20 protein-coding genes are annotated in these 21,212 nt (G+C 60.7%); 14 read left to right on the top strand and 6 right to left on the bottom strand.

The features are described 5' to 3' along the window. Positions 1-74: 74 nt before the first annotated feature. From AAZQ98_RS14070 to AAZQ98_RS14040, 7 genes are all read left to right on the top strand, one after another. Positions 75-524 carry a DoxX family protein gene (locus tag AAZQ98_RS14070; RefSeq protein ID WP_434693104.1) on the top strand — a complete coding sequence of 150 codons (450 nt, stop codon included), beginning with the start codon at positions 75-77 and terminating at the stop codon, positions 522-524. A gap of 141 nt (positions 525-665) precedes the next feature. After that, positions 666-1,652, top strand: a complete 987-nt coding sequence (gene paaA / locus AAZQ98_RS14065) for a 1,2-phenylacetyl-CoA epoxidase subunit PaaA (protein WP_434693101.1) — start codon at positions 666-668, stop codon at positions 1,650-1,652. Position 1,653: 1 nt separating this feature from the next. Continuing rightward, on the top strand, positions 1,654-1,944 hold the full coding sequence (gene paaB, locus AAZQ98_RS14060) for a 1,2-phenylacetyl-CoA epoxidase subunit PaaB (protein WP_434693098.1): 291 nt from the start codon (positions 1,654-1,656) through the stop codon (positions 1,942-1,944). Continuing rightward, entirely contained in the window at positions 1,941-2,801 is an 861-nt protein-coding gene (paaC, locus tag AAZQ98_RS14055) for a 1,2-phenylacetyl-CoA epoxidase subunit PaaC (protein ID WP_434693097.1), read from the top strand. Before paaB ends, paaC begins: the two co-directional genes overlap by 4 nt. A gap of 37 nt (positions 2,802-2,838) precedes the next feature. Beyond that, a complete protein-coding gene (gene paaD, locus AAZQ98_RS14050; protein WP_332489069.1) occupies positions 2,839-3,336 on the top strand; it encodes a 1,2-phenylacetyl-CoA epoxidase subunit PaaD in 498 nt (165 codons plus the stop codon). Beyond that, positions 3,333-4,493, top strand: a complete 1,161-nt coding sequence (gene paaE / locus AAZQ98_RS14045; RefSeq protein WP_434693094.1) for a 1,2-phenylacetyl-CoA epoxidase subunit PaaE — start codon at positions 3,333-3,335, stop codon at positions 4,491-4,493. Before paaD ends, paaE begins: the two co-directional genes overlap by 4 nt. Positions 4,494-4,511: 18 nt before the next feature. Further along, positions 4,512-5,297 carry an enoyl-CoA hydratase/isomerase family protein gene (locus AAZQ98_RS14040; RefSeq protein WP_434693091.1) on the top strand — a complete coding sequence of 262 codons (786 nt, stop codon included), beginning with the start codon at positions 4,512-4,514 and terminating at the stop codon, positions 5,295-5,297. 76 nt (positions 5,298-5,373) lie between these two features. Here AAZQ98_RS14040 and AAZQ98_RS14035 read toward each other — a convergent pair whose 3' ends face one another. Further along, entirely contained in the window at positions 5,374-5,826 is a 453-nt protein-coding gene (locus AAZQ98_RS14035) for an Lrp/AsnC family transcriptional regulator (protein WP_013349765.1), read from the bottom strand. 226 nt (positions 5,827-6,052) lie between these two features. On the opposite strand from AAZQ98_RS14035, the gene pdhA reads away from it, so the two are divergent. From pdhA to AAZQ98_RS14015, 4 genes are all read left to right on the top strand, one after another. Then, positions 6,053-7,216 (top strand): pyruvate dehydrogenase (acetyl-transferring) E1 component subunit alpha, encoded by a 1,164-nt coding sequence (gene pdhA, locus AAZQ98_RS14030; RefSeq protein WP_434693088.1) that lies wholly within the window; start codon positions 6,053-6,055, stop codon positions 7,214-7,216. A 1-nt stretch (position 7,217) separates the two neighbouring features. Then, on the top strand, positions 7,218-8,300 hold the full coding sequence (locus AAZQ98_RS14025) for an alpha-ketoacid dehydrogenase subunit beta (protein WP_105656918.1): 1,083 nt from the start codon (positions 7,218-7,220) through the stop codon (positions 8,298-8,300). Further along, positions 8,301-9,710 (top strand): dihydrolipoamide acetyltransferase family protein, encoded by a 1,410-nt coding sequence (locus AAZQ98_RS14020; protein WP_434693084.1) that lies wholly within the window; start codon positions 8,301-8,303, stop codon positions 9,708-9,710. It abuts the gene before it with no gap. Between the two features lie 234 nt (positions 9,711-9,944). Continuing rightward, a complete protein-coding gene (locus tag AAZQ98_RS14015) occupies positions 9,945-10,970 on the top strand; it encodes a hypothetical protein (RefSeq protein WP_434693081.1) in 1,026 nt (341 codons plus the stop codon). 25 nt (positions 10,971-10,995) lie between these two features. Here AAZQ98_RS14015 and AAZQ98_RS14010 read toward each other — a convergent pair whose 3' ends face one another. Continuing rightward, on the bottom strand, positions 10,996-11,859 hold the full coding sequence (locus AAZQ98_RS14010; protein ID WP_434693079.1) for a phosphatase PAP2 family protein: 864 nt from the start codon (positions 11,857-11,859) through the stop codon (positions 10,996-10,998). An 80-nt stretch (positions 11,860-11,939) separates the two neighbouring features. Between AAZQ98_RS14010 and AAZQ98_RS14005 the strand changes: the two genes are divergently transcribed. From AAZQ98_RS14005 to menD, 3 genes are all read left to right on the top strand, one after another. Continuing rightward, positions 11,940-12,935 carry an o-succinylbenzoate synthase gene (locus AAZQ98_RS14005; RefSeq protein WP_434693076.1) on the top strand — a complete coding sequence of 332 codons (996 nt, stop codon included), beginning with the start codon at positions 11,940-11,942 and terminating at the stop codon, positions 12,933-12,935. Positions 12,936-13,060: 125 nt separating this feature from the next. Then, positions 13,061-15,184: a PhoX family protein gene (locus tag AAZQ98_RS14000; protein ID WP_434693075.1), complete on the top strand. Its 2,124-nt coding sequence runs from the start codon at positions 13,061-13,063 to the stop codon at positions 15,182-15,184. A gap of 155 nt (positions 15,185-15,339) precedes the next feature. Further along, positions 15,340-17,031 (top strand): 2-succinyl-5-enolpyruvyl-6-hydroxy-3-cyclohexene-1-carboxylic-acid synthase, encoded by a 1,692-nt coding sequence (gene menD, locus AAZQ98_RS13995; protein WP_434693198.1) that lies wholly within the window; start codon positions 15,340-15,342, stop codon positions 17,029-17,031. Between the two features lie 70 nt (positions 17,032-17,101). Here menD and AAZQ98_RS13990 read toward each other — a convergent pair whose 3' ends face one another. The 4 genes from AAZQ98_RS13990 to AAZQ98_RS13975 form a co-directional block, all read right to left on the bottom strand. After that, complete coding sequence (locus tag AAZQ98_RS13990) at positions 17,102-17,884, bottom strand: amino acid ABC transporter ATP-binding protein (RefSeq protein ID WP_434693072.1); 783 nt, start codon at positions 17,882-17,884, stop codon at positions 17,102-17,104. A 14-nt stretch (positions 17,885-17,898) separates the two neighbouring features. After that, positions 17,899-18,690 (bottom strand): amino acid ABC transporter permease, encoded by a 792-nt coding sequence (locus AAZQ98_RS13985; RefSeq protein WP_434693071.1) that lies wholly within the window; start codon positions 18,688-18,690, stop codon positions 17,899-17,901. Positions 18,691-18,801: 111 nt separating this feature from the next. Further along, positions 18,802-19,590 (bottom strand): ABC transporter substrate-binding protein, encoded by a 789-nt coding sequence (locus tag AAZQ98_RS13980; RefSeq protein ID WP_434693070.1) that lies wholly within the window; start codon positions 19,588-19,590, stop codon positions 18,802-18,804. Between the two features lie 173 nt (positions 19,591-19,763). Further along, positions 19,764-21,101 (bottom strand): isochorismate synthase, encoded by a 1,338-nt coding sequence (locus AAZQ98_RS13975; RefSeq protein ID WP_434693068.1) that lies wholly within the window; start codon positions 21,099-21,101, stop codon positions 19,764-19,766. Positions 21,102-21,212: the final 111 nt, after the last annotated feature.

Here is a 21,212-nt window from a genome sequence, read left to right as displayed (position 1 = left end):
AACTTATTCCCTTGTAGGGTTGGAGCAGTAGCCACACGGGATCTTCCCGTGCCCCAATCACTAGGAGTTAAAATATGTCCGCTCTGGAAAACAACCCGGCCCTGCAGACCGCTGCGCGTACCCTGCTTCGCTTGGCCTTCGGCTTCCTCTTCCTGGCTCATGGCTGGCAGAAGTACTTCCAGTTCACCATCGAGGGCACCACTGCGGCCTTTGGCCAGATGGGCGTTCCTGCTGCCGGCTTGATTGCTCCAGTGGCGGCAACCCTGGAGATCGCAGGCGGCGCCGCGATCATCCTTGGCCTGCTGACCCGCGTCTTCGCTGGCCTGCTGGGCCTGCAGATGATTGCCGCCCTGTTCATGGTTCATGCCTCAGGTGGCGTGTTCGTGGAAAATGGCGGCTTCGAGCTTGTCCTGGCACTGGCTGCCGGCGCGCTGGCACTGCTCTTGACTGGCCCAGGCCGCATCTCGCTTGATGCGCTGATATTCAAGGGTAAGAAGTCGGAAAAGGCGCTGGCTAACGCCTAATCCCCAGCTTCAAGGAAACCCCGGGAATTCTTTCCCGGGGTTTTGTTGTGCCCGGAGGGGGTTGGTGTTGACGTGATCGAACGCACTCTGACATACTGAACGAACGGTCAGTATGTAATTTGTTTTCGATGAGGTGAACCCATGGCCCCGACCACACCGCAGGAGCCGGGACTGAGTGCCGTCCCGAGCTACGAAGAAGAGCAGTCCCAAGCGCGTTTCGACGCCTTGATCGATCAGGACTCCCGCGTCGAGCCGCGCGACTGGATGCCTGAGAAGTACCGCAAGACCCTCAGCCGCCAGATCTCCCAGCACGCGCACTCCGAAATCATCGGCATGCAGCCTGAGGCCAACTGGATCACCCGCGCTCCGTCGCTGAAGCGCAAGTCCATTCTGATGGCCAAGGTGCAGGATGAAGCCGGGCACGGGCTCTACCTCTACTCGGCTGCCGAGACCCTGGGCACCACCCGCGACGAGTACAACGAGCAGCTGCTCTCCGGCAAGGCCAAGTACTCCTCGATCTTCAACTACCCTGCACGCACCTGGGCGGATATGGGTGCTATCGGCTGGCTGGTCGATGGTGCGGCCATCGCCAACCAGGTTCCGCTGTGCCGCGCCTCCTACGGCCCTTACGGCCGTGCGATGGTGCGCGTGTGCAAGGAAGAATCCTTCCACCAGCGCCAGGGCTTCGAAATCCTGCTCTCGCTCTCCCGCGGCACCGACGCGCAGAAGAAGATGGCCCAGGACGCCATCAACCGCTTCTACGAACCGTCGCTGATGATGTTCGGTCCGCCAGATGACCAGTCGCCGAACTCCCAGCAGTCCATGGCCTGGAAGATCAAGCGTTTCTCCAATGACGAACTGCGCCAGCGCTTCGTTGGCATGATCGCCGAGCAGGTCAAGGTCCTTGGCCTGACCCTGCCGGATCCCCAGCTGCACTTCGATGAAGAAAAGAAGCAGTGGATCCACAAGGATTTGAACTGGGATGAATTCATGGCAGTGATCAAGGGCAATGGCCCGGCCAACGCGCAGCGGCTGGAACGCCGCCGTGAAGCGCACCGCGAAGGTGCCTGGGTCCGAGAAGCCGCCGCAGCATACGCAGCAAAACAAGCACGAAGTGAGGTCGCCTAGCATGAGCCAACAGAGCAATTGGCCCCTGTGGGAAGTATTCGTCCGATCGTCCCGAGGACTCTCGCACGTCCACGCCGGATCCCTGCATGCACCGGATCAGCAGATGGCACTGCGCAACGCCCGCGATCTGTACACCCGCCGCAATGAAGGCGTCTCGCTATGGGTCGTAGAGTCCTCGGACATCATCAGCTCCGACCCCGGTGAAAAGGATTCCTTCTTCGAATCCCCGCAGGGCAAGGACTACCGCCACGCGACCTATTACAAGGCCAGCGAGGGAGTGAAGCACCTGTGAAGCACGAAGAACTCGACGATGCGCTCGATAGCTTCGGCGACGCGCTTGCCTCGGCCACCCGCGTCACCCCGGGCAATGCCCTGCGTCCGGAGGACATCGCCGTGGACGGCGTCAAGCCAAGCGAAGAGGTTGCGCGCTACGCGCTGACCCTGGGCGACGATGCCCTGATCCTGGCGCAGCGCATGTCGCACTGGATTTCCCGCGCTCCGGAACTGGAAGAAGATGTTGCCCTGGGCAATATCGCCCTGGATATCCTGGGCCACGCCCGCTCGTTCCTGACCTACGCCGGACTGGCCTGGGACAAGACCGAAGACGAATTGGCCTACTGGCGCGAGGAAGAAGAATTCACTTCGCTGTGGATTGTCGAACAGCCCAACGGCCACTTCGGCGTGACCATCATCCGCCAGCTGATCGTTTCGATCTTCCAGAACCTGCTCTACAAGCAGCTGGCGCAGTCCAAGGACGAAACCTTGGCCGCCATCTCGGCCAAGGCAGTCAAGGAAGTCGACTACCACCGCGACCACGCCATCCAGTGGACCATCCGCCTGGGCCTGGGGACCGAGGAATCAGCGTCCAAGATGCGCCATGCCCTGGAAATCCTCTGGCCGTACGTCGATGAGATGTTCCGTGATGAGGAAGTCCACCAGGACCTTGCGGATATCGCCGTGCTGCCCTCCACCCTGCGCGGTGCATGGGATGAAGAAATCACTGCGGTATTGGCCGACGCCGGACTGGAGATTCCTGCTACCGGACAGGCCATGGCCTACGGACGCCGCGGCGAGCATTCGGAGCACCTGGGCTACCTGCTGGCAGAGATGCAAGTTCTCGCTCGCAAGCATCCCGGTGCCAGCTGGTAACTACGCAACATTTTTGCCCGAAAAGGGGGAAGCAGTCTTGAGCAAGACGATCGCTGGCGCCAAGGACCTGTTCGCTATCGCCTCCCAGGTGACCGACCCGGAAATTCCGGTGCTATCCATCGCGGACCTGGGAATCCTGCGCGAGGTGGACATGGCTGAGGACGGAACCGTGCAGGTAGTCATCACCCCGACCTATTCAGGTTGCCCGGCGATGGATGCCATCAATGGCGACCTGTACACCGCCTTCGCAGACGCCGGATATGAAAAGGTTGACGTCAAGCTGGTGCTGAGCCCGGCGTGGTCAACGGACTGGATGACCGCGGAAGGCAAGGCCAAGCTCGAAGAGTACGGGATTGCCCCACCGACCGGCCAGGGCCACGCAGGCCGCGTCACCCTGGGCATGAGCGTGAAATGCCCGCGGTGCCACTCGCTGAACACCCGGGAGCTGGCCCGCTTCGCCTCGACTTCCTGCAAGGCGCTCTACACCTGCAAAGACTGCTTGGAACCCTTCGACTACTTCAAGGTGCTCTCATGACCGAACAAACCACTCCCACCCGACGCCGAGCATCCTTCCATCGGCTCACCGTCTCGAATGTGCGCCGGTTGACCAAGGACTCAATTGAAGTCAGCTTCGCCATCCCTGGCGACTTGAGCGAGGAATACGACTACGTCGCAGGCCAGTACGTGGCGTTGCGCAAGGAAATCCCCAACGCCGAAGGCGAGCTGGTCGAACTGCGCCGTTCGTACTCGATCTGCGCCGCCCCGAAGGGCGACGAGATCAAGGTGGCGATCAAGCGCGACCTGGGCGGCCTGTTCTCCACCTGGGCCAACGAGTCCCTGGCCGCAGGGGACCAGATCGATGTGATGAGCCCTGCCGGCGCTTTCATTTCCAAGCACAAGCTCACCCAGATCAATAACCCGTCGACCATCGACACTAAAGCGCAGGACCGTTTCGTGGCCGTCGCCGCCGGCTCGGGCATTACCCCGGTGCTGGCCATTGCCCGCACGATCCTCGAAGCCAATGACCACACCCGCTTCGACCTGATCTACGCGAACAAGGCCGCCATGGACGTCATGTTCCTGGAGGAACTGGCGGACCTGAAGGACCGCTACACATCCCGGCTGGCACTGCACCACGTGCTCAGCCGCGAACAGCGCATTTCCCCGTTGCTTTCGGGCCGCATCGACGCAGAGAAGCTCACCACGCTGCTGACCAGCGTGGTCCAGGCACCGAATGTTGACGAGTGGTTCCTCTGCGGCCCATTCGAGCTCGTCCAGTTGGTCCGCGACCAGCTGGCCAGCTTGGAAGTTCCCGCCGAGAAGATCCGTTTCGAGCTATTCACCACCGGCGAGCCGACGAAGCCGCAAGGGCATATCGGCCGTCCCGTGGTGGCGGACGAGAATGAGGAAAGCTACGAGATCAGCTTCAACCTCGACGGCCTGAAGGGCGAGGTCAAGTCGCCGGTGCGGGCCAACGAAACCGTGCTGAACGCTGCCTTGCGCGTGCGTCCGGATGTGCCGTTCGCTTGCGCTGGCGGCGTGTGCGGCACCTGCCGTGCCAAGGTCACCTGCGGTACGGTCACCATGGCCGAGAACTACGCGCTGGAACCCGACGAAGTCGAAGCCGGCTACGTACTGACCTGCCAGTCGCACCCAACCAGCGAAAAGCTGAGCGTCGACTTCGACGCCTAGAAAGGCCAGGACGGATCCATGATCGAACTGACGATTGAAGATTCCATCGCGCGGGTGGTGCTCAACGCTCCGCAGAAGATGAACTCGCTGGATGAAGCTGCCTTGGCGCAGCTCTCGGAAGCCTATGACAAAGCGGCCGCCGCAGTGGCTGCGGGCACCGTGCGCGCGCTGGTACTGACCGGCGAGGGACGAGGATTCTGCGCAGGTCGGGACATCTCCGGGGTAGATCCCGCGGACGATGACGTGATCGGCTATCTTGACGGCAAGGTCCAGCCGCTGCTGGAAAAGATGTCCAGCTTCCCTGCGCCAACCTTCGCGCTGGTGCAGGGGGCCTGCCTGGGCGTGGGATTGGGGCTGGCGATCGCTACCGACGTAGTCTACGTCGCGGAAAACGCCAAGATCGGCTCGCCGTTCGCGAACCTCGGTGCCACCTTGGACTCGGGCGGGCACTGGCTGTTCACCGAGCGTCTCGGGGCACACCGCACGCTGGACATGATCTACACCGCGGAGCTGATCTCCGGTGCTGAAGCGGTGCGTTCGGGGCTTTTCTCCCGGGCATTCCCAGCAGAGGAACTGGCAGAGCGCAGCGAAGAAATCATTGCCAAGGTAGCCCAGGGTGCAACTCAGGCATTCATCGCTTCCAAGCAGCTGGTCAAGGAAATCCGTGACCAGCGTGCGGGGCTGTGGGAATCGATGCGTACCGAGAACCGGGCGCAGGCAGCCCTGTGCGACACCGCCGACTACGCCGAAGGTTTCAAGTCCTTCCAGGAGAAGCGCAAGCCGGTGTTCACCGGCCAGAAGTAGTTTCCCGGCAGACACGAGAAGAGCACCTGGAAATGGTATCCAGGTGCTCTTCTCGTGTCTTCTGGTGAACTGCTGCCTATCGGGTGTCGGTGTCTTCGAAGATCAGCAGGGTCTGCGTATCCAGGACCGTTGGCAAAGACTGCAATTGCTCGAAGACCACGCGGCGCAGATCCAGGTTGTCCTTGGCTCGCACCAGCAGGATCACATCGAAATTGCCTCCGACCAGGCCCACGTGATGCACCTCGGGAATGGACGCCAAGTGATCGCGCAGTTCGCGCCAGGAATGCTGGCGGAGTTTCAAGGTCACGTAGGCGCTGGCCTTGAGCCCTGCCTTCACCGGATCAATCACCGCCGTATAACGAGTGATCACCCCGGCATCTTGGAGCTTTGCGATACGGGAATAGGCGTGGGCACGCGATACATGCACCTTTTGTGCCACGGTGGTGACCGACTGGCGCCCGTCGCTGGTTAGCTCAGCGAGGATCGCATGGTCGACATCATCGAGTTTTAACTCCGCTTCCGCGGCCATTGGTACTCCTTGTTGACGTGTCGGACGTCTCTGTTCCAAACACAATCTATCGAAACTTTTCGTCTACGAGTATAAGGATACCAATCGCAACTTTCCACGATTCCACGCCGGACTGGATACAGAATGCCACGCATACCCATAATTGATTGCAAATGATGTTTAGGTGAAGTGAGTCACAAGCGGTTGTGCTCATGGACCGAGCCAGAACCACGAAAGGTGGGAGAACATGAGCACTGAAGCGCATGCAGATCGCATCTCTGATGTCAGCAAGAAATTCGGGATTACCCCCGAAGACTACATGCTGCCAGCACGCCACATGATCAACCTGTTGAACGCGGACGGAACCCTGCGCCCAGAGGACCAGCAGGGCACTGAACCTGGCCACGAGTACCCGCTGCCAAGCCCGGCCCGGCTGCTGGAAGCCTATGCGGCGCTGGTCACCGGCCGCCGCGTCAACGACCAGAACTCCGCACTGGTCCGCCAGGGCCGCATGGCTGTCTACCCCTCAAGCCACGGACAGGAAGCCTGCCAAATCGCAGCAGCCCTGTGCCTGGGCAAGAACGACTGGCTTTTCCCAACCTACCGCGACACCGTAGCGGTGCTGACCAAGGGCGTAGCCCCGATGGAAGTCATGACCAGCTTCCGCGGCGAATGGCACTGCGGCTATGACCCGAAGGCGTATAACTGCGCACCGATGTCCACCCCGCTCACGACCCAGCTGCTGCACGCAGTGGGTGTCGCCCACGCAGCCAAGCTGCGCGGCGAGGACACCGTAGTGGTGGCCATGTGCGGCGATGGCGCCACCAGCGAGGGCGACTTCCACGAAGCGCTGAACTTCGCCGCCGTCTTCAACCTGCCGGTGATCTTCTTCGTGCAGAACAACAAGTACGCCATCTCGGTTCCGCTCTCGCAGCAAAGTGCCGCCCCGTCCCTGGCCCACAAGGCTGTTGGCTACGGCATGGCCGGCGAGCGCGTGGATGGCAACGACCTGATGGCCTTGATGGCAATCATGACCCGTGCGGTGCGCATGGCTCGCGAAGGCAATGGCCCGCTGCTGATCGAGGCCCACACCTACCGCATGCAGGCGCACACCAACGCAGATGACGACAAGCGCTACCGCGAGGACTCCGAAGTCCAGGAATGGATCGCCAAGGATCCAGTGACCCGCATGAAGGCGTACCTGGACGATGCCGGGCTCTTGACCGAGAGCACCGTCGCCAAGATCACCGCAGACGCCGAGTCGGTCGCCAAGACCCTGCGTGATGGCATGAACCAGGAAGCCAACACCGATCCACGTGAGCTGTTCGAGCACGTGTACTCGGCCAAGACCCCGCAGCTGGCTGAACAGCAAGCCATGCTCGTCGACGAACTAGACCGTGAGGAGGCCTAGGATGACTGCCACTACTTCGCGCTTGAACCCGAACGTCAGCGCTGCCACCGCACGAGCCGCAGCCAAGGCCGCCAATGAGCACCAGCCGGTGACCTTCGGCAAGGCGCTGAATACCGCCCTGGCTGATTCGCTGGTTGCCGACAACTCGGTAGTGATCTTCGGCGAGGATGTGGGAACCCTTGGCGGCGTTTTCCGCATCACCGACGGGCTGACCGCACGTTTTGGTTCCGAACGCTGCTTTGACACCCCGCTGGCCGAATCCGGCATTGTCGGCATGGCCGTGGGCATGGCCATCAACGGCATGCGACCGGTTATCGAGATGCAGTTCGATGCATTCGCCTACCCGGCGTTCGAGCAGATCGCTTCGCATGTCGCCAAGATGCGCAACCGAACCCAGGGCAAGCTGAACCTGCCGATGGTCATCCGCATTCCGTACGCCGGCGGCGTGGGCGGCGTGGAGCACCACTGCGATTCCTCGGAAGCCTACTACGCCCACACTCCAGGGCTGAAGGTCTTCACGCCCTCGTGCGTAGAGGATGCCTACCTGATGCTGCGCGAAGCCATCGATTCGGATGATCCGGTGGTCTTCTTCGAGCCGAAGAAGCTGTACTGGTCCAAGGAGCAGGTGGACTTGGCGCAGCTGGCCGAGCAGTACGAGGCCAAGAAGAGCGCTAGGACCGAGGGCCAGGCGCGCATCGCCCGTCCGGGCAGCGATGCCACGCTGATTACCTATGGTCCAAGCGTTTCCACTGCATTGGAAGCTGCCAAGTTGGCAGCCGAGGAAGGCATCAGCCTGGAAGTTCTCGACATCCGGAGCATTGTGCCCTTCGACGACGAGACCGTCTGCGCATCGGTGCGCAAGACCGGACGCGCTATCGTGGTTGCCGAAGCCCAGGGCTTCGCCTCGGTAGCCAGTGAAATCGTGGCCCGGGTGCAGGAACGCTGCTTCCACTCGTTGGCCGCTCCAGTGCTTCGCGTGACCGGATTCGACATTCCATACCCGGCCCCAACGCTGGAAAAGTTCCATCTTCCAAGCGCCGAACGCATTCTCGACGCGGTTGACCAGCTTCAGTGGGAGGCGTAAATGAGCATCAAGACTTTTCTCTTGCCAGACCTTGGCGAAGGCCTGACCGAAGCCGAGCTGGTGCGCTGGATGGTTGCCGCCGGTGACGTTGTCGCAGTTGACCAGCCCATAGCGGAGGTGGAAACCGCGAAGTCGCTGGTGGAGATTCCTTGCCCGTTTGAAGGCGTAGTCTCGACCCTGCATGGGGACGCTGGTCAGATGATGCTGGTGGATGAGCCTTTCATCTCCGTGAACACCGGCGGCGAAGAAGCTGAAGCGCCTGAAGCCGAACGAGCGCAGTCCTACCGCGAGGAAGAGCGTGCTGGCACCCAGGCTCCTGCCGAAGAATCAGCAGAAGCCGATGAGGGTAGCGGCAATGTGCTCATTGGCTACGGCACCTCCTCTGCCCAGCGCAAGACCAGCCGTCGGCGCAAGCCGCGCGGCGGGGTAGCCGCGCCATCGGCACAGGCACCGGCCGAAGCGGCCCGCGTGATCAACCCGCTGGTACGCAAGCTGGCGCGGGATAACGCCTTGGATATCAGAACGGTTCGAGGTTCTGGTCCAGAGGGGCTAATTCTGCGCAACGACGTGGAAGCCGCCTTGTCGGCTGATGCGGGGCTGCCTGCAGCTGCGGCGGCCGCTGCCCCGGCAGCACCGGCCCCGACTTCCGCAGCCGCGGTGCCCGCTGCACCAGCCCAGGCTGGCGGGGCGGATTCGAAGACCGGCCTGCCGGTCGCATCTTCCCAAGTGCTCTCGGGCGTGCGCAAGACCATCGCCACCGCGATGAGCACTTCGCGCCGCGAGATCCCCGAGGCTACCGTGTGGGTGGATGTCGATGTCACCAAGCTGCTGAAGCTGCGATCGAAGATCAAGGAAGCCGAAGGCCAAGCTCCAAGCGTCATGGCACTGATCTCCCGTTTTGCGGTGGCCGGCTTGCGGCGCTTCCCTGAACTGAACAGCCGCATTGAGGCTGAAGCTGATGGGGGCTTGCGCCATACCCTCTTCGAGGGCGTGAACCTCGGGTTCGCAGCCCAGACCGATCGCGGCCTGGTTGTGCCAAATGTGCGCAACGCCCACAAGCTGAACGCCAAGGAACTGTCAGCCGAGTTCGCTCGACTGGCTACGGTGGCCCGCGAGGGCAAGGCCGGTGTCGCCGACCTGTCCGGCAGCACCTTCACCATCAACAACTACGGCGTGTTCAATGTTGATGGCTCCGCGGCCATCATCAACTACCCGGAAGCGGCCATTCTGGGGCTGGGGCGCATCATCGAGAAGCCGTGGGTGGTCAATGGCAAGATCAAGGTCCGTTCCATCTGCGAGATGACACTGAGCTTTGACCACCGGGTCTGCGATGGCGGAACCGCTGCCGGCTTCATGCGCTATGTTGCCGACGCGATGACGGATCCAAAGACTGCGCTGGCTTCGCTCTAGCGCCTACTGTGCGCAGTGCTCGCTCTCAAGAGTGATCTTGATGCCCGTCGAACCTCACGAGGATTGACGGGCATCACCCTTTTTGCTGATATTTCATCTATGTTCGATCATTTATCAGCATGTCAAATATAGGTTGCTAGAATTGTACCAATTATTATTTCTATGATGGAAATATGTTGGGTTGCTTTCCAGCCGCTTATGACGCGGGCTAGGCAGCAGGAACAGGGGATTGAGATGTCAACAGCGGGGACCGGAATCAAGAACCGGCCATTCATCTACCTGCTGCTCCTGCTACCGACGGCCATTGTGCTGGGCGCCTACGCCCTGCTCGCCGGCAAACTGCCGGAAATGACCGCCACTCACTGGAGTTCGACCTATCCGGACGGGTTTACCCGCACCGCGGTGTTTGTTCCCGTCTGCTTCGGGCTATGCATTCTCGGTGCCATCACCGGATTGATTTCTTTGGCGCTGCGCAGCAAACCGGCACTGCTCATGGTGCTGCTCTTCGCCGGCGGGTTGCTCTCATGGAGTGCAGCTGGCGTATTCGTCGGCTCGGCGGTGCCTACAGCGCTCGCCGAGACACCTGAAACCGCAGTGCTGGGCGGCATGATGGTTGTGCTGATTGCCTGCTCGCTGCTGGGCATTGCGCCACTGTGGGTCAGCGGCATCTACCAGCAATACACCAGGCAATCCGTTGAGGCCCGCCAGGCACGAAGTGATGCGGCGCAGGGCATCCAGCGGCCTGTTGCGGCGGGGACACCAGCCATGGCACGGCAAGAATTCCATCAAACGATGGCAGCCCCGTGGTGGATGTGGCTGCTATGCCTGGTGGTATTCGCGGCGCTTTTCATTGCTGTTGCGTTGCCGATGCTGACCGGTGACAGCCAAGATGGCGACTGGGTGGGCTTCATCGTTGCCATGACCCTGTCGGCCGTGGCGTGCGTATCGATTCTGGGTTTGATCTGGATTCGGGTATCGATCAGCGGCGATCGCTTCCGGGTATCATCAGCGGTCTTGGGGTTCCCGATGCGAACCATCAAAATCGACGAAATTGAATCTGCGACCAGCGAAAAGATCGTTCCCATGATGTGGGGAGGCTGGGGCTGGCGAATCATTCCAGGCGGTTCGGCCATCGTGATGAAAGAACACGAAGGCCTTGTTTTCGAACTCAAGAACAAGAAGCGTTTCGCCGTGACCATCCCGGAATCGCTGCAAGCCGCAGACCTGCTTAACGCCCGCATTGCCTGCGGGAAACAGTAGCGAACAACGTTTCTGGGTCTGCGCCCTACTTATTGAAGGTGCGCATGGGCCCGATAACCACCGAGCGCAGCACCAATCCGGATACCAGTGAAGCGGCCACGACATGGATGATCCCCAATGCCGCGTAGACCAATTGCAGGAACTCCGGGATCTTCTGGATATGCGGGTGCGGCAGGAGGAACGAGAGCCCGATTACCGCAGCCCAGACCACCAGGCTGCCGGCCCCAATTTTCCTCGACCAGGTGCCCTTTGGCAGTTCATGGCTCAGCGGCTGGATGCGCTGGAGCACTACCGAGGCCAAGACCATCCAGAATCCGGCCACCACGAAACCAGCTGCAATGTCACTTGGACGGTGCCAACCGCAGATCAAAGTGGCCACCCCGGTCACCGTCGCGAACAACCACGCGATCGGCTGGACTACCGGACGCAGTTTCGGTGGTGAAACCAGGTACATCAGTCCCATTGCGGCGGCAGCGGCGGTGGTGTGTCCTGAGGGAAAAGAATTTCCTGTGGTGCCGAAGTTGAAATCAGGGCGAGACAAGATCTCGTGCTTGAGCAATTGCGTGCTGCCCGCTGCAGCTGCGGCCGCGATGACCGCTACGATGGCCCGCAGGAAGCGCCGGTCGCGAATCACGCGATACAGCAGGAAAACTGCCGCAATGATGCCGCAGATTGCCGGCAAGAGATTCAGGAATTCACGGATCGGATTAATCAGGTCCGTTCGGGGCCACCATTGCGACCACGCTATGAATCCAGCCTGATCGGCCCATTGCCCCACACGCTGCTGGACGAAAAATACGTATTCGAGGCAGAACAGCGAAATCAGCAACAGCAGAGCCCACCACCACCTGATATGGTGCGGGCGCGCGGATGCTGGATTGCGAGGCATATCTCTAGGGTGTCATATCCGGCACGGGGAACGGCACAGTTCAGGCATGTAACTATGCCCACGCTCGATAGGCTTAGAGCATGAGTGTTGAACTTCCGCCCCTTGAAGATCTGCTGGCAAATTCGCATGTTGTCCGGTTGCCGATGCGTGTGAAATTCCGTGGTGTCACCCAGCGTGAAGCGCTGCTGATCAACGGGCCGGAAGGTTGGGGCGAGTTCTCCGCATTTGCCGAGTACGGACCGGCCGAAGCCTCACGGTGGCTAGCCGCCGGAATCGAGGCCGCTTACCAACCGTTCCCGGAACCGTTGCGCACCAGCATTCCGGTCAATGCCACCTTGCCTGCAGTTGCGGTAAAGGATGTCGGAGCGGTTCTCGAACGCTACGACGCGCCGCACACCATCAAGATCAAAGTGGCCGAAAAAGGCCAGGGGATTGAGCAGGACCTGGCGCGTGTAGCGGAGGCCCGTCGGCTCTACCCGCAAGCTGCGCTGCGCGTGGACGCGAATATGGGATGGGATATTGCCCAGGCGGTCCCGGCCTTGAAGGCCCTGAGCGAGTACGACCTGCAATACGCGGAGCAACCCGTGCCTGGCATTACCGGGCTGGCAGAAGTCCGCGAGCAACTGCGCAACGCCGGCAACCCCTTGAAGATCGCCGCTGATGAAGCGGTGCGGAAGCACACCGACCCCTTGGAAGTCTCGCGGTTGGGCGCCGCAGATCTGATGGTCATCAAGGCACAACCGCTGGGCGGCATCGGCGCGGTGCTTGAAATTGCCAAGCAAGCCGAACTGGATGTTGTCGTCTCCAGCGCCCTGGATACTTCGGTAGGGCTGGCCCAAGCCGCTGCCTTAGCCAGCGCGCTGCCAGAACTGCCCTATGCCTGCGGCCTTGCGACCGGGACTTTGTTCGCCGAAGACGTATGTGCCGAGCCGTTGCTGGCCACCGCCGGGTACTTGCCGGTGCGTCGCATTGAGCCGGATCACCAGAAATTGGATGGCTTGCGTCCGCAAGAGGCGCGCGTGCGCTGGTGGCTGCAACGCCTGGAGTCCTGTTATGCCGAGCTGACTAGGGGATAACCCCAGGCAAGAATCTATTTCCCCGGCGTTAACCTTTGCGTTGCATTTAGAACACTTCCAAGTGAAAACCTCAGTTCGAGTCATTCCCCTGACAATGAGCCACATACTGAGGAAGTGAGCGGATCATGAATCCCACCCGTACCCTTTTGCCAATGCTGGGCCACACCCGCGGCGGTCGTTCTGCAGCTACTTGCCACTTCAAGTGCGCCGACGCCTGCACCAAGCCGGATTGCAACACTTCGTCCAACGGCTACTTCAAGGACATTGCCGACAAATCGCTCTCCCGCCGCAGCATGCTGGGCCTGGGAGCCGTCGGTGCTTCAGCGCTGGTCATCGGCCCGCAGCTTTTCGGTGCAGCCGACGCTACCGCGGCACCACTGGTGCCAATGAAGCCGGGCAAGGGCGGGCACCTTTCATTCGATGCCATTGAGCCGGTGTCGCGTTCGGTGGATACTGTTTCCGTTCCAGAAGGCTATGACTGGAATGCCATCATCCGCTGGGGCGACCCGCTCTTCAAGAACACCGCGGAATTCGATGCTTCCAAGCAGTCCGCCCGCAAGCAGGCTGAGCAGTTCGGCTACAACTGCGACTACCTGGACATCATTGTCGACAAGTACTCGGGACGCACCGGCGTGCTGGTTGCCAACCACGAATACACCAATGAAGACATGATGTTCGACTCGGCTTGGTTCGAAGCGAACCAGGAAGAAGCCCGCAAGATCGCGATGAACGCGCATGGCTTCTCCGTGGTCGAGGTCAAGCGCAAGAAGAATGACAAGAAGTGGAGCTACGTGCAGGGCGGCGAACGCAACCGCCGCATCACCGCCAGTACTGAATTCCGGGTCGATGGCCCAGCCGCAGGCAGCGACCTGCTCAAGACCGCCGCAGATCCAACCGGTACCAAGGTTCTTGGCACCTTGAACAACTGCGCCGGTGGCACCACCCCATGGGGCACCGTACTCTCCGGTGAAGAAAACTTCGACCAGTACTTCCGCGGCAAGGGCACCGCCGAGGAATCCCGCTACGGCATTGGCACCGCTGCGACCGGCCGTGGCTGGGAAGAAAGCGATCCGCGCTTCGGCCTGCATAACGAAGGCTTCGAAAACGAAGCCAACCGTTTCGGCTGGGTAGTCGAAATCGACCCGCAGGACCCTTCGTCCACCCCGGTCAAGCACACCAACCTGGGCCGTTTCAAGCACGAGGGCGCCAACGTTCGCATTGCCAAGAACGGCAAGGTTGTTGCCTACTCCGGCGATGACTCGCGCTTCGAGTACCTGTACAAGTTCGTCTCGAAAAACACTTTCTCCAAGCACGATCGCAAGCACAACATGGGCTTGCTCTCCGAAGGCGACCTGTACGTTGCCAAGTTCGCCGGCAACTCCCCAGCAAGCGAGATCGACGGCAGCGGCGCAGTTCCGTCTGATGGTGCTTTCGACGGCATGGGAACCTGGCTGCCACTGGTGAAGAACGGCGAATCCAAGGTGGAGGGCATGGGCGTCGACGAGGTGCTGGTCTACACCCGCCAAGCAGCTGACAAGGTCGGCGCCACCAAGCTGGACCGTCCCGAAGACGTGGAGCCGAGCCCGGTATCCGGCAAGGTCTACGTGGCACTGACCAACAACACCGACCGCGGCAAGGACGGCAAGGAAGGCGCAACCGAGGTCAGCCCACGGGTACGCAACCGCGACGGCCACGTCCTGGAAATCACCGAAGCCGGCAACGACGCCACCGCCGCGAAGTTCACCTGGAACATCTTGCTGGTTGCCGGCGATCCAAATGTGAACGGATCGACCTACTTCTCCGGCTACCCAACGGACAAGGTCTCGCCGATTTCCTGCCCGGATAACCTGGCATTCGATTCCAAGGGCAACCTGTGGATCTCCACCGACGGCGCCCCTGGCACCATCGGCTACTCCGATGCACTGCACAAGGTCACCCTGACCGGCAAGGATCGCGGGCGTGTCGAGCAGTTCCTGGCCGTGCCAACCGGCGCAGAGACCTGCGGCCCGCTGATCCATGACAAGGACAACTCGGTCTTCGTCGCGGTGCAGCACCCGGGTGAAGGCGGCAGTTTCGCCAGCCCTACCTCGCTGTTCCCGGACTTCGTGAAGAACGCAGGAGGAGCCGGCAAGGGCGAGTTCTACGGCCCGCGCCCATCGGTCGTCCAGGTCTTCAAAGAAGAGCCGAAGCCGGGCAAAGGCAACGGCAAGGGCAAGGGTCACGACAAGGGCAAGGGTCACGACAAATAAGTCGGACTAGCCTGCACTGCAAGGGCGTCGGCAGGATCCTCTCCGGGATCAGGCCGGCGCCCTTTGCCGTTCCAAATCGGTTGACCGGCAGGTCAAGGCATAGACTTGGATCATTGCCTTCAGCTTTGGAATCTAAGGAGTCATGCGGCGTGGGAATGCAGCAACCTGGCGAGCAACGCGCCATCACTACGGCTCGCCATGTGCTCTCCGCCCTGATCAGTGCCGGGATCAGGGATCTGGTGATTTCTCCCGGTTCGCGCAGCGCGCCCTTGGCCTATGCTGCAGCCGAGGCAGAAGCCGCGGGGATCCTGGATATCCATGTGCGCATCGACGAACGCTCCGCGGCCTTCATGGCACTGGGCCTCGCCCAAAGCACCATGCGGCCGGTCGCCCTCGCCGCCACCAGCGGCTCGGCCATCGGGCAAATGCTGCCGGCAGTCATGGAAGCCAACCACACCGCGACACCACTTCTGGTCCTTTCTGCCGACCGTCCCGATGAACTGCACGGCACCGGAGCTAGCCAGAGCACGCGCCAGAAAACCCTCTTTGGCGAGCACGTTCGCCTGGCCGCCAATGTTCCCGCTGGGACAGATCCGCAACACGAGGTCCAACGCGCATTACTGGCCTTGGCCGGTGACCAGCACACTGCCGCAGGACCGGTCCAATTGAATCTGCAGTTCCGGGATCCGCTCACCCCCGCACAGGACGAGAGGATCGAGAGCCAAAGCTGGACGGCAGTTGAGCCGGGGCAGTGGCAGGCACACGACCAGCTGGACAGGGCGAGCTTGCCGGTCCAGCAGCTGGAGCCACGCCGGAGCGTTGTCATCGCCGGGCATGGCGCCGGAGAAGAGGCGCAACGTTTCGCCCAGGCTTTGGAGCTGCCATTATTTGCCGAACCATCTTCTAACGCACGGTTCTCGGCCAATGCCATTGGCCACTATCGTCCGCTGATCGCGGCAGGCATGGACCGCGTTGAACGAGTGGTGCTCTTTGGCCGTCCGACGTTGAGCCGCCCGGTGGGCCAGCTCCTGGCCAACCCGGCGATCGAATCGGTGATTTGGCAGCCTGCGCCAGCGGCCTGGTATGAAGCGGGACGGCGCCGCGAGACCCCGGTCAGCTCGTGGAGCGAATTGCAGGAGTTCGCCGGAACCGGCGCAAAGGGGTGGCTGGAAGCATGGCAGCAGCTTGATGCCCAAGCTTTGGCAGTGCGGCAACGCCTAAGCCGCGAATCGCTGATTAACGGGGTAGATGTTGCCGAAGCTATTTGGGATCACGCGCCGGAAGTCCTGCTGCTGGGCTCATCCAACATCGTTCGCGACTTCGACCTGGCCGCGTGGCCGGAGGCTGAACGAAGCATCACCGCCTACGCGAATCGTGGCCTTGCCGGAATTGATGGAACCGTCGCTACCGCCTTGGGCCTCGCCCAGGGAAGCAAAAAGCGGACGCTTGCGGTGATGGGAGATATTACCTTCGCCCATGACGCCAGCTCGCTGTCCTGGACCCCCGGCGAAGAGCAGCCAATGGTGGATATCGTGGTCTACAACGACGGGGGAGGAGCAATCTTCTCCACCCTGGAGCACGGTGCCGTGGACGCCTCGGGCCGCTACGCCAATGCGGTGGAACGGCTCTTTGCCACACCGCAGCAGCTGAGCCTGCCTGCGCTCGCCGAAGCCTATGGCTGGCAGTACGCCAGGGCCGCAAGCAAGGAAGAGCTCAGCGCCGTCTTGGCTTCAACGCAGCCGGCGAACCTGCGCCTGATCGAAGTGCCTGCATCGCGGAGCAGCCTGCGCGCCGAGAATCTTGAATTAAATCAACAGATCGGGCAGCTAGCCTGGCCAGACCTATAGGGAAAAAGAAATTCCCCTGCGTCGACCATCGGCAACGATGGGCAACGCAGGGGAATTTTTGCAGTTGAACTCAGATATCCACGTGCGTGGGATCGAGCACGCGACGCAGGAAGTCCTGGGTACGTGGCTGCTGCGGATTGCCAATGACATCCACGGCCTTGCCTTCTTCCACCACGACGCCACCGTCCATGAAGAACACGCGGTCAGCAACTTCCTTGGCGAAAGCCATCTCGTGGGTAACCACCAGCATGGTCATGCCCGCTTGGGCCAGATTCTTCATAATGGACAGGACCTCGCCAACAGTCTCTGGGTCCAAGGCACTGGTTGGCTCGTCGAAGAGCATCAAGGATGGTTCCATGGATAGCGCCCGGGCGATGGCCACGCGCTGCTGCTGGCCACCGGAAAGCTGGTCAGGGTAGCGATCGCCGAAGTCGCCCAAGCCTACGCGTTCCAAGTGGCTTTGCGCGATTCGCACCGCATCGGCTTTCTTGCGCTTGAGCACCTTGATGGGGGATACCGTGCAGTTCTCCATCACGGTCAGGTGGGGGAAGAGATTGAACTGCTGGAAGACCATGCCTACCTGCTGGCGCATCTTGTCCAGGTTTACCTCTGGGTCTGTGACGTTGAAGCCACCGACCATAATGGTTCCCCCGTTTGGCTGCTCCAACAAATTCACGCAACGCAACAACGTTGACTTTCCGGAGCCGGATGGACCGATCAGGCAGACAACCTCGCCGGGAGCAACATTCAAATCGATGCCCTTGAGCACCTCATTGCTGCCGTAGGACTTGCGCAGTCCGGTGATATCCACGCCCGCGGCATGAGCCGAAAGTTCACTAGTTCCAGTTGACATTTTCCACTGCCTTTCTAGCGCTTGGTCTTCGTAGTGCGGGATTCGAATTTACGGGCAACCAAACTCAACGGAATGGTAATGACAAGGTAGAACAGGCCCGCAACAACCAGCGGGGTGATGCCTGCGTCCAACTGCGTAATGCCGTCGCGACCGAATTTGGTCATTTCGTATTGGGCAATCGTTGCACCGAGAATAAACGCCAGCGAAGTGTCCTTGGTGAGCAGGATGATCTCGTTGGTCATTGGTGGAAGCACGATTCTGAATGCCTGCGGGATGACGATCGTGACCATGGCACGCCACGCTGGCATGCCCAGCGAACGAGCAGCCTCGGTCTGTCCCTTAGGCACAGCCTGAAGACCAGCACGCAGGGTTTCCGCGATGTATGCAGCGGAGACCAGCCCCAGTGCACACATGACGTTGACCGACTGAGGCCATTGGGTGCCGAATGCCTGTGGCAAACCGATGCCAAATGCCAAAAGGACAAGAATGGCGGGGATACCGCGGAAGAATTCGATGAACGCGGTGGCGAACCACCGGTAGGGCGCGAAGCTTGCCATCTTCATCAACGCCAGCAAGAGACCTAAGGCTAAGCCGAAGGCGAAGGAAATGATGGTGTAGAAGATGGTGTTCTTCAAGCCAACCAGGATCATGTCTGGGAACATCGGTCCGAGTTTGTCGAAGGAGAAGAAAGCGTAGGACGCTTTCTTCCAGTCCACAAGCGCAGCTAGGGCGATGATGATGACAAAGAAGAGCGCAATCTGAATGGTTTTGCTCATCCGGGCGCGCTGACTGGTAGTCATTGCCATTGGTTTGTACCTCTCGTAAAGGTAGCGGGGGTTCGGGAAGCAAAAATGCCAGACGGCAAAATTTGCGTGCCGAACCCCCGCTCGGTAGATCTATCCATGTTCAGCTGAAAATTACTTTTCGCCGAACCACTTCACGGTCAGTTCTTCCATGGTTCCTGCATCGGTCAATCGCTTCAACGTGCCATTGACCAGTTCCAGGGTGTCTGCATTGTCCTTGGGGACTGCGATACCGAGCTGTTCACCGGTCTTGAAGTTGGCGACCGCCTTGAAATCAGGCTCGTCCTTCACTGCGTAACCGAGCACCGACTGGTTGCCCAATACGGCTTCCACCTGGTTTGCCAGCAATGCCTGGGTCTGCAGACCAGCATCTTCGAAGCCGACTAATTGCTCGAGGCCCTGCTCCTTGCCGTACTTTTCACCAGTCGTAGCCTGCTGGACGCCAACCTTCTTGTCCTTGGCGGTTTCGAGATCGGTGATGCCCGAGCCGTTCTTAGCGATCAAGACCAAGTCGTCATCCATGTAAGGAGTAGAGAAATTCATCTTCTCCTTGCGCGCATCGGTGATGGAGATCGATGAGATGGCAATATCGCACTTCGTGTTGAACAGACCAGATTCAATGGAATCGAAGCTGTCGTCGATGATGTTCAGATCGAGCTTGGCATCCTTGGCGATTTCCGCGGCGACGTCCATATCGAAGCCAACAATCTCGTCGCCTCTCTTGAATTCAAATGGCTCGTAGGGGATATCCGAGCATACTGTCAGCTTGCCCTCGTTGAGTGGGAAGGCTGCTCCCTCCGACTCTGAGCTGGAGCCGCTATCGGAACCGCAGGCGGTCATAGCTAGAAGTGCTACGGAACTGAGCGCGATGGCAGCGGCGAATTTTTTCCTGGGGCTACGCATAGGATCAAAACCTACTTTCGGGTTATTGCGAGTGGATCACTGCGATGTCCCAATCATAACCGCGCTAACACCAGCACGAGACGCACTTCACACAAGTGTCGTTTAGGGTAAGGAAAATTTACGCTAGTGAAACATAACCCCGAAACAATAGCCCGTCCACTTTGGCAATGAGCTTATTCGGCTCCGAGGGCTTGGCGCATGGGGCGCATCTTCGCCCATGATTCGGCTAGTTCATCCTCGGGCACCGAGCCCGGAACGATGCCGCAGCCCGCGTACAGGCGCATCAGCTTTTCGTCTTCCAGGATTCCGCCACGCAGCGCGATGCCGAATTCGCCATCGCCACGGCTGTCAACCCAGCCCACGGGGCCGGCATACGGTCCCCGGTCCATGCCTTCCAGCTCGCGCAAGAGCACGCCAGCCTTCTTGGTCGGCGTGCCGCACACTGCAGCGGTCGGATGGAAAATCTCGGCAACATCCAGAGCGGTAGGCAGAACCCCGGCGGCATCGGCGCGCAACTGGGCGCGTACGTCGCTGGCCAAATGCCAAACATTGGGAAGCTGCAGAATAAAAGGTTCTTCCGGCGCGCTCATGCCGTGCGAAATGGGATTCAGGGAAGCCGTGAGCGAATCTATGGCCAGCTGGTGCTCGTTGCGCTGCTTCGGATCTTCAAAGAGGTTGCGGTGCGCGAATCCGGGGTCCTCGGCGCCAGCAGCCGCTCGGTCCAGTGTCCCAGCTAATACGCGGGCCTCGGCCAAGCCGTCGGTAACGCGCACCAGCATCTCCGGGGTAGCGCCTACCAGGCCGTCAACTGAATAGGTCCAGCAATTGCCATAGTGCTCGGTCAGCGCATCGACCACGCGGGCAAGATTGATCGGGGTGGAACTGTGCGCCAACACGTCGCGGGCCAGCACCAGCTTGGAAATTCCGCGTTCCTCGAAACGGCCCAGCGCCTGATCCACGGCATCAAGATAGGAACCGGCGGTCAGCTGTCCGCTGGTCAGTTCAATGCTGCCCGGTTCGCCCGCCGGCAGCGACGCATCGGCCATCGCGGCTTCGGCGCGGGCCAAGGCCTGCTGGTAGGTCAGCCCGTCGAGTTCCTCTGCGCTGCCGGTGATGGTAATCCAGGACTTTTCCTCATCGCGGCCAATCACCAGCTGCGGGATCACCATGCGCGATTCGAAGACGCTGGTGAAGGAGAACGCAAAAGAACCGAAGGAAACCAGGCCGCTGCCGGGGCGGGCGATCGGGTCAATGATCTGTGCCTGTTCGATGACCTGTGCAAGCCAGGCGCGGGCACGTGCAAAGCGCTCTTCGCCGTGGGTGTGCAAGCGGGCCGCGGTGCCAAAGCCAACCAGACCGTGGCCGTTGCGGGTCCAGACCAAGCTTCGGTGACGCAATGAGTCGGCAACTAGTGTTTCGGGGGCATCAAGGTATTCAAAGGTGATGCTGGTGAGAACAGGAGCCGACGGCTGATGAGCACTGGCGCTAAGAACGGGCGAATCTGCAGACATGATAAGGCTAAGCCTACCGCGCAATGCCGGGGGAAAAGGCTTGCGGGTGTCCGTGGTCACCCCTGTGAGATCGGCCGGGTCTGGTGAGAAGTGCCGGGGGAACCCGGTAAA

This window comes from Glutamicibacter sp. Je.9.36 (assembly GCF_051129975.1).
In the GTDB taxonomy this organism is placed as follows: domain Bacteria; phylum Actinomycetota; class Actinomycetes; order Actinomycetales; family Micrococcaceae; genus Glutamicibacter.
This window is presented reverse-complemented; position numbering and strand designations above follow the sequence as displayed.

Excerpts from the sequence above, each read along its gene's own strand:
- AAZQ98_RS14070 (WP_434693104.1), top strand. The coding sequence starts at position 75 with ATGTCCGCTCTGGAAAACAACCCGGCCCTGCAGACCGCTGCGCGTACC.
- paaA (WP_434693101.1), top strand. The coding sequence starts at position 666 with ATGGCCCCGACCACACCGCAGGAGCCGGGACTGAGTGCCGTCCCGAGC.
- paaB (WP_434693098.1), top strand. The coding sequence starts at position 1,654 with ATGAGCCAACAGAGCAATTGGCCCCTGTGGGAAGTATTCGTCCGATCG.
- paaE (WP_434693094.1), top strand. The coding sequence starts at position 3,333 with ATGACCGAACAAACCACTCCCACCCGACGCCGAGCATCCTTCCATCGG.
- AAZQ98_RS14040 (WP_434693091.1), top strand. The coding sequence starts at position 4,512 with ATGATCGAACTGACGATTGAAGATTCCATCGCGCGGGTGGTGCTCAAC.
- AAZQ98_RS14035 (WP_013349765.1), bottom strand. The coding sequence starts at position 5,826 with ATGGCCGCGGAAGCGGAGTTAAAACTCGATGATGTCGACCATGCGATC.
- pdhA (WP_434693088.1), top strand. The coding sequence starts at position 6,053 with ATGAGCACTGAAGCGCATGCAGATCGCATCTCTGATGTCAGCAAGAAA.
- AAZQ98_RS14025 (WP_105656918.1), top strand. The coding sequence starts at position 7,218 with ATGACTGCCACTACTTCGCGCTTGAACCCGAACGTCAGCGCTGCCACC.
- AAZQ98_RS14020 (WP_434693084.1), top strand. The coding sequence starts at position 8,301 with ATGAGCATCAAGACTTTTCTCTTGCCAGACCTTGGCGAAGGCCTGACC.
- AAZQ98_RS14015 (WP_434693081.1), top strand. The coding sequence starts at position 9,945 with ATGTCAACAGCGGGGACCGGAATCAAGAACCGGCCATTCATCTACCTG.
- AAZQ98_RS14010 (WP_434693079.1), bottom strand. The coding sequence starts at position 11,859 with ATGCCTCGCAATCCAGCATCCGCGCGCCCGCACCATATCAGGTGGTGG.
- AAZQ98_RS14005 (WP_434693076.1), top strand. The coding sequence starts at position 11,940 with ATGAGTGTTGAACTTCCGCCCCTTGAAGATCTGCTGGCAAATTCGCAT.
- AAZQ98_RS14000 (WP_434693075.1), top strand. The coding sequence starts at position 13,061 with ATGAATCCCACCCGTACCCTTTTGCCAATGCTGGGCCACACCCGCGGC.
- menD (WP_434693198.1), top strand. The coding sequence starts at position 15,340 with ATGCAGCAACCTGGCGAGCAACGCGCCATCACTACGGCTCGCCATGTG.
- AAZQ98_RS13990 (WP_434693072.1), bottom strand. The coding sequence starts at position 17,884 with ATGTCAACTGGAACTAGTGAACTTTCGGCTCATGCCGCGGGCGTGGAT.
- AAZQ98_RS13985 (WP_434693071.1), bottom strand. The coding sequence starts at position 18,690 with ATGGCAATGACTACCAGTCAGCGCGCCCGGATGAGCAAAACCATTCAG.
- AAZQ98_RS13980 (WP_434693070.1), bottom strand. The coding sequence starts at position 19,590 with ATGCGTAGCCCCAGGAAAAAATTCGCCGCTGCCATCGCGCTCAGTTCC.
- AAZQ98_RS13975 (WP_434693068.1), bottom strand. The coding sequence starts at position 21,101 with ATGTCTGCAGATTCGCCCGTTCTTAGCGCCAGTGCTCATCAGCCGTCG.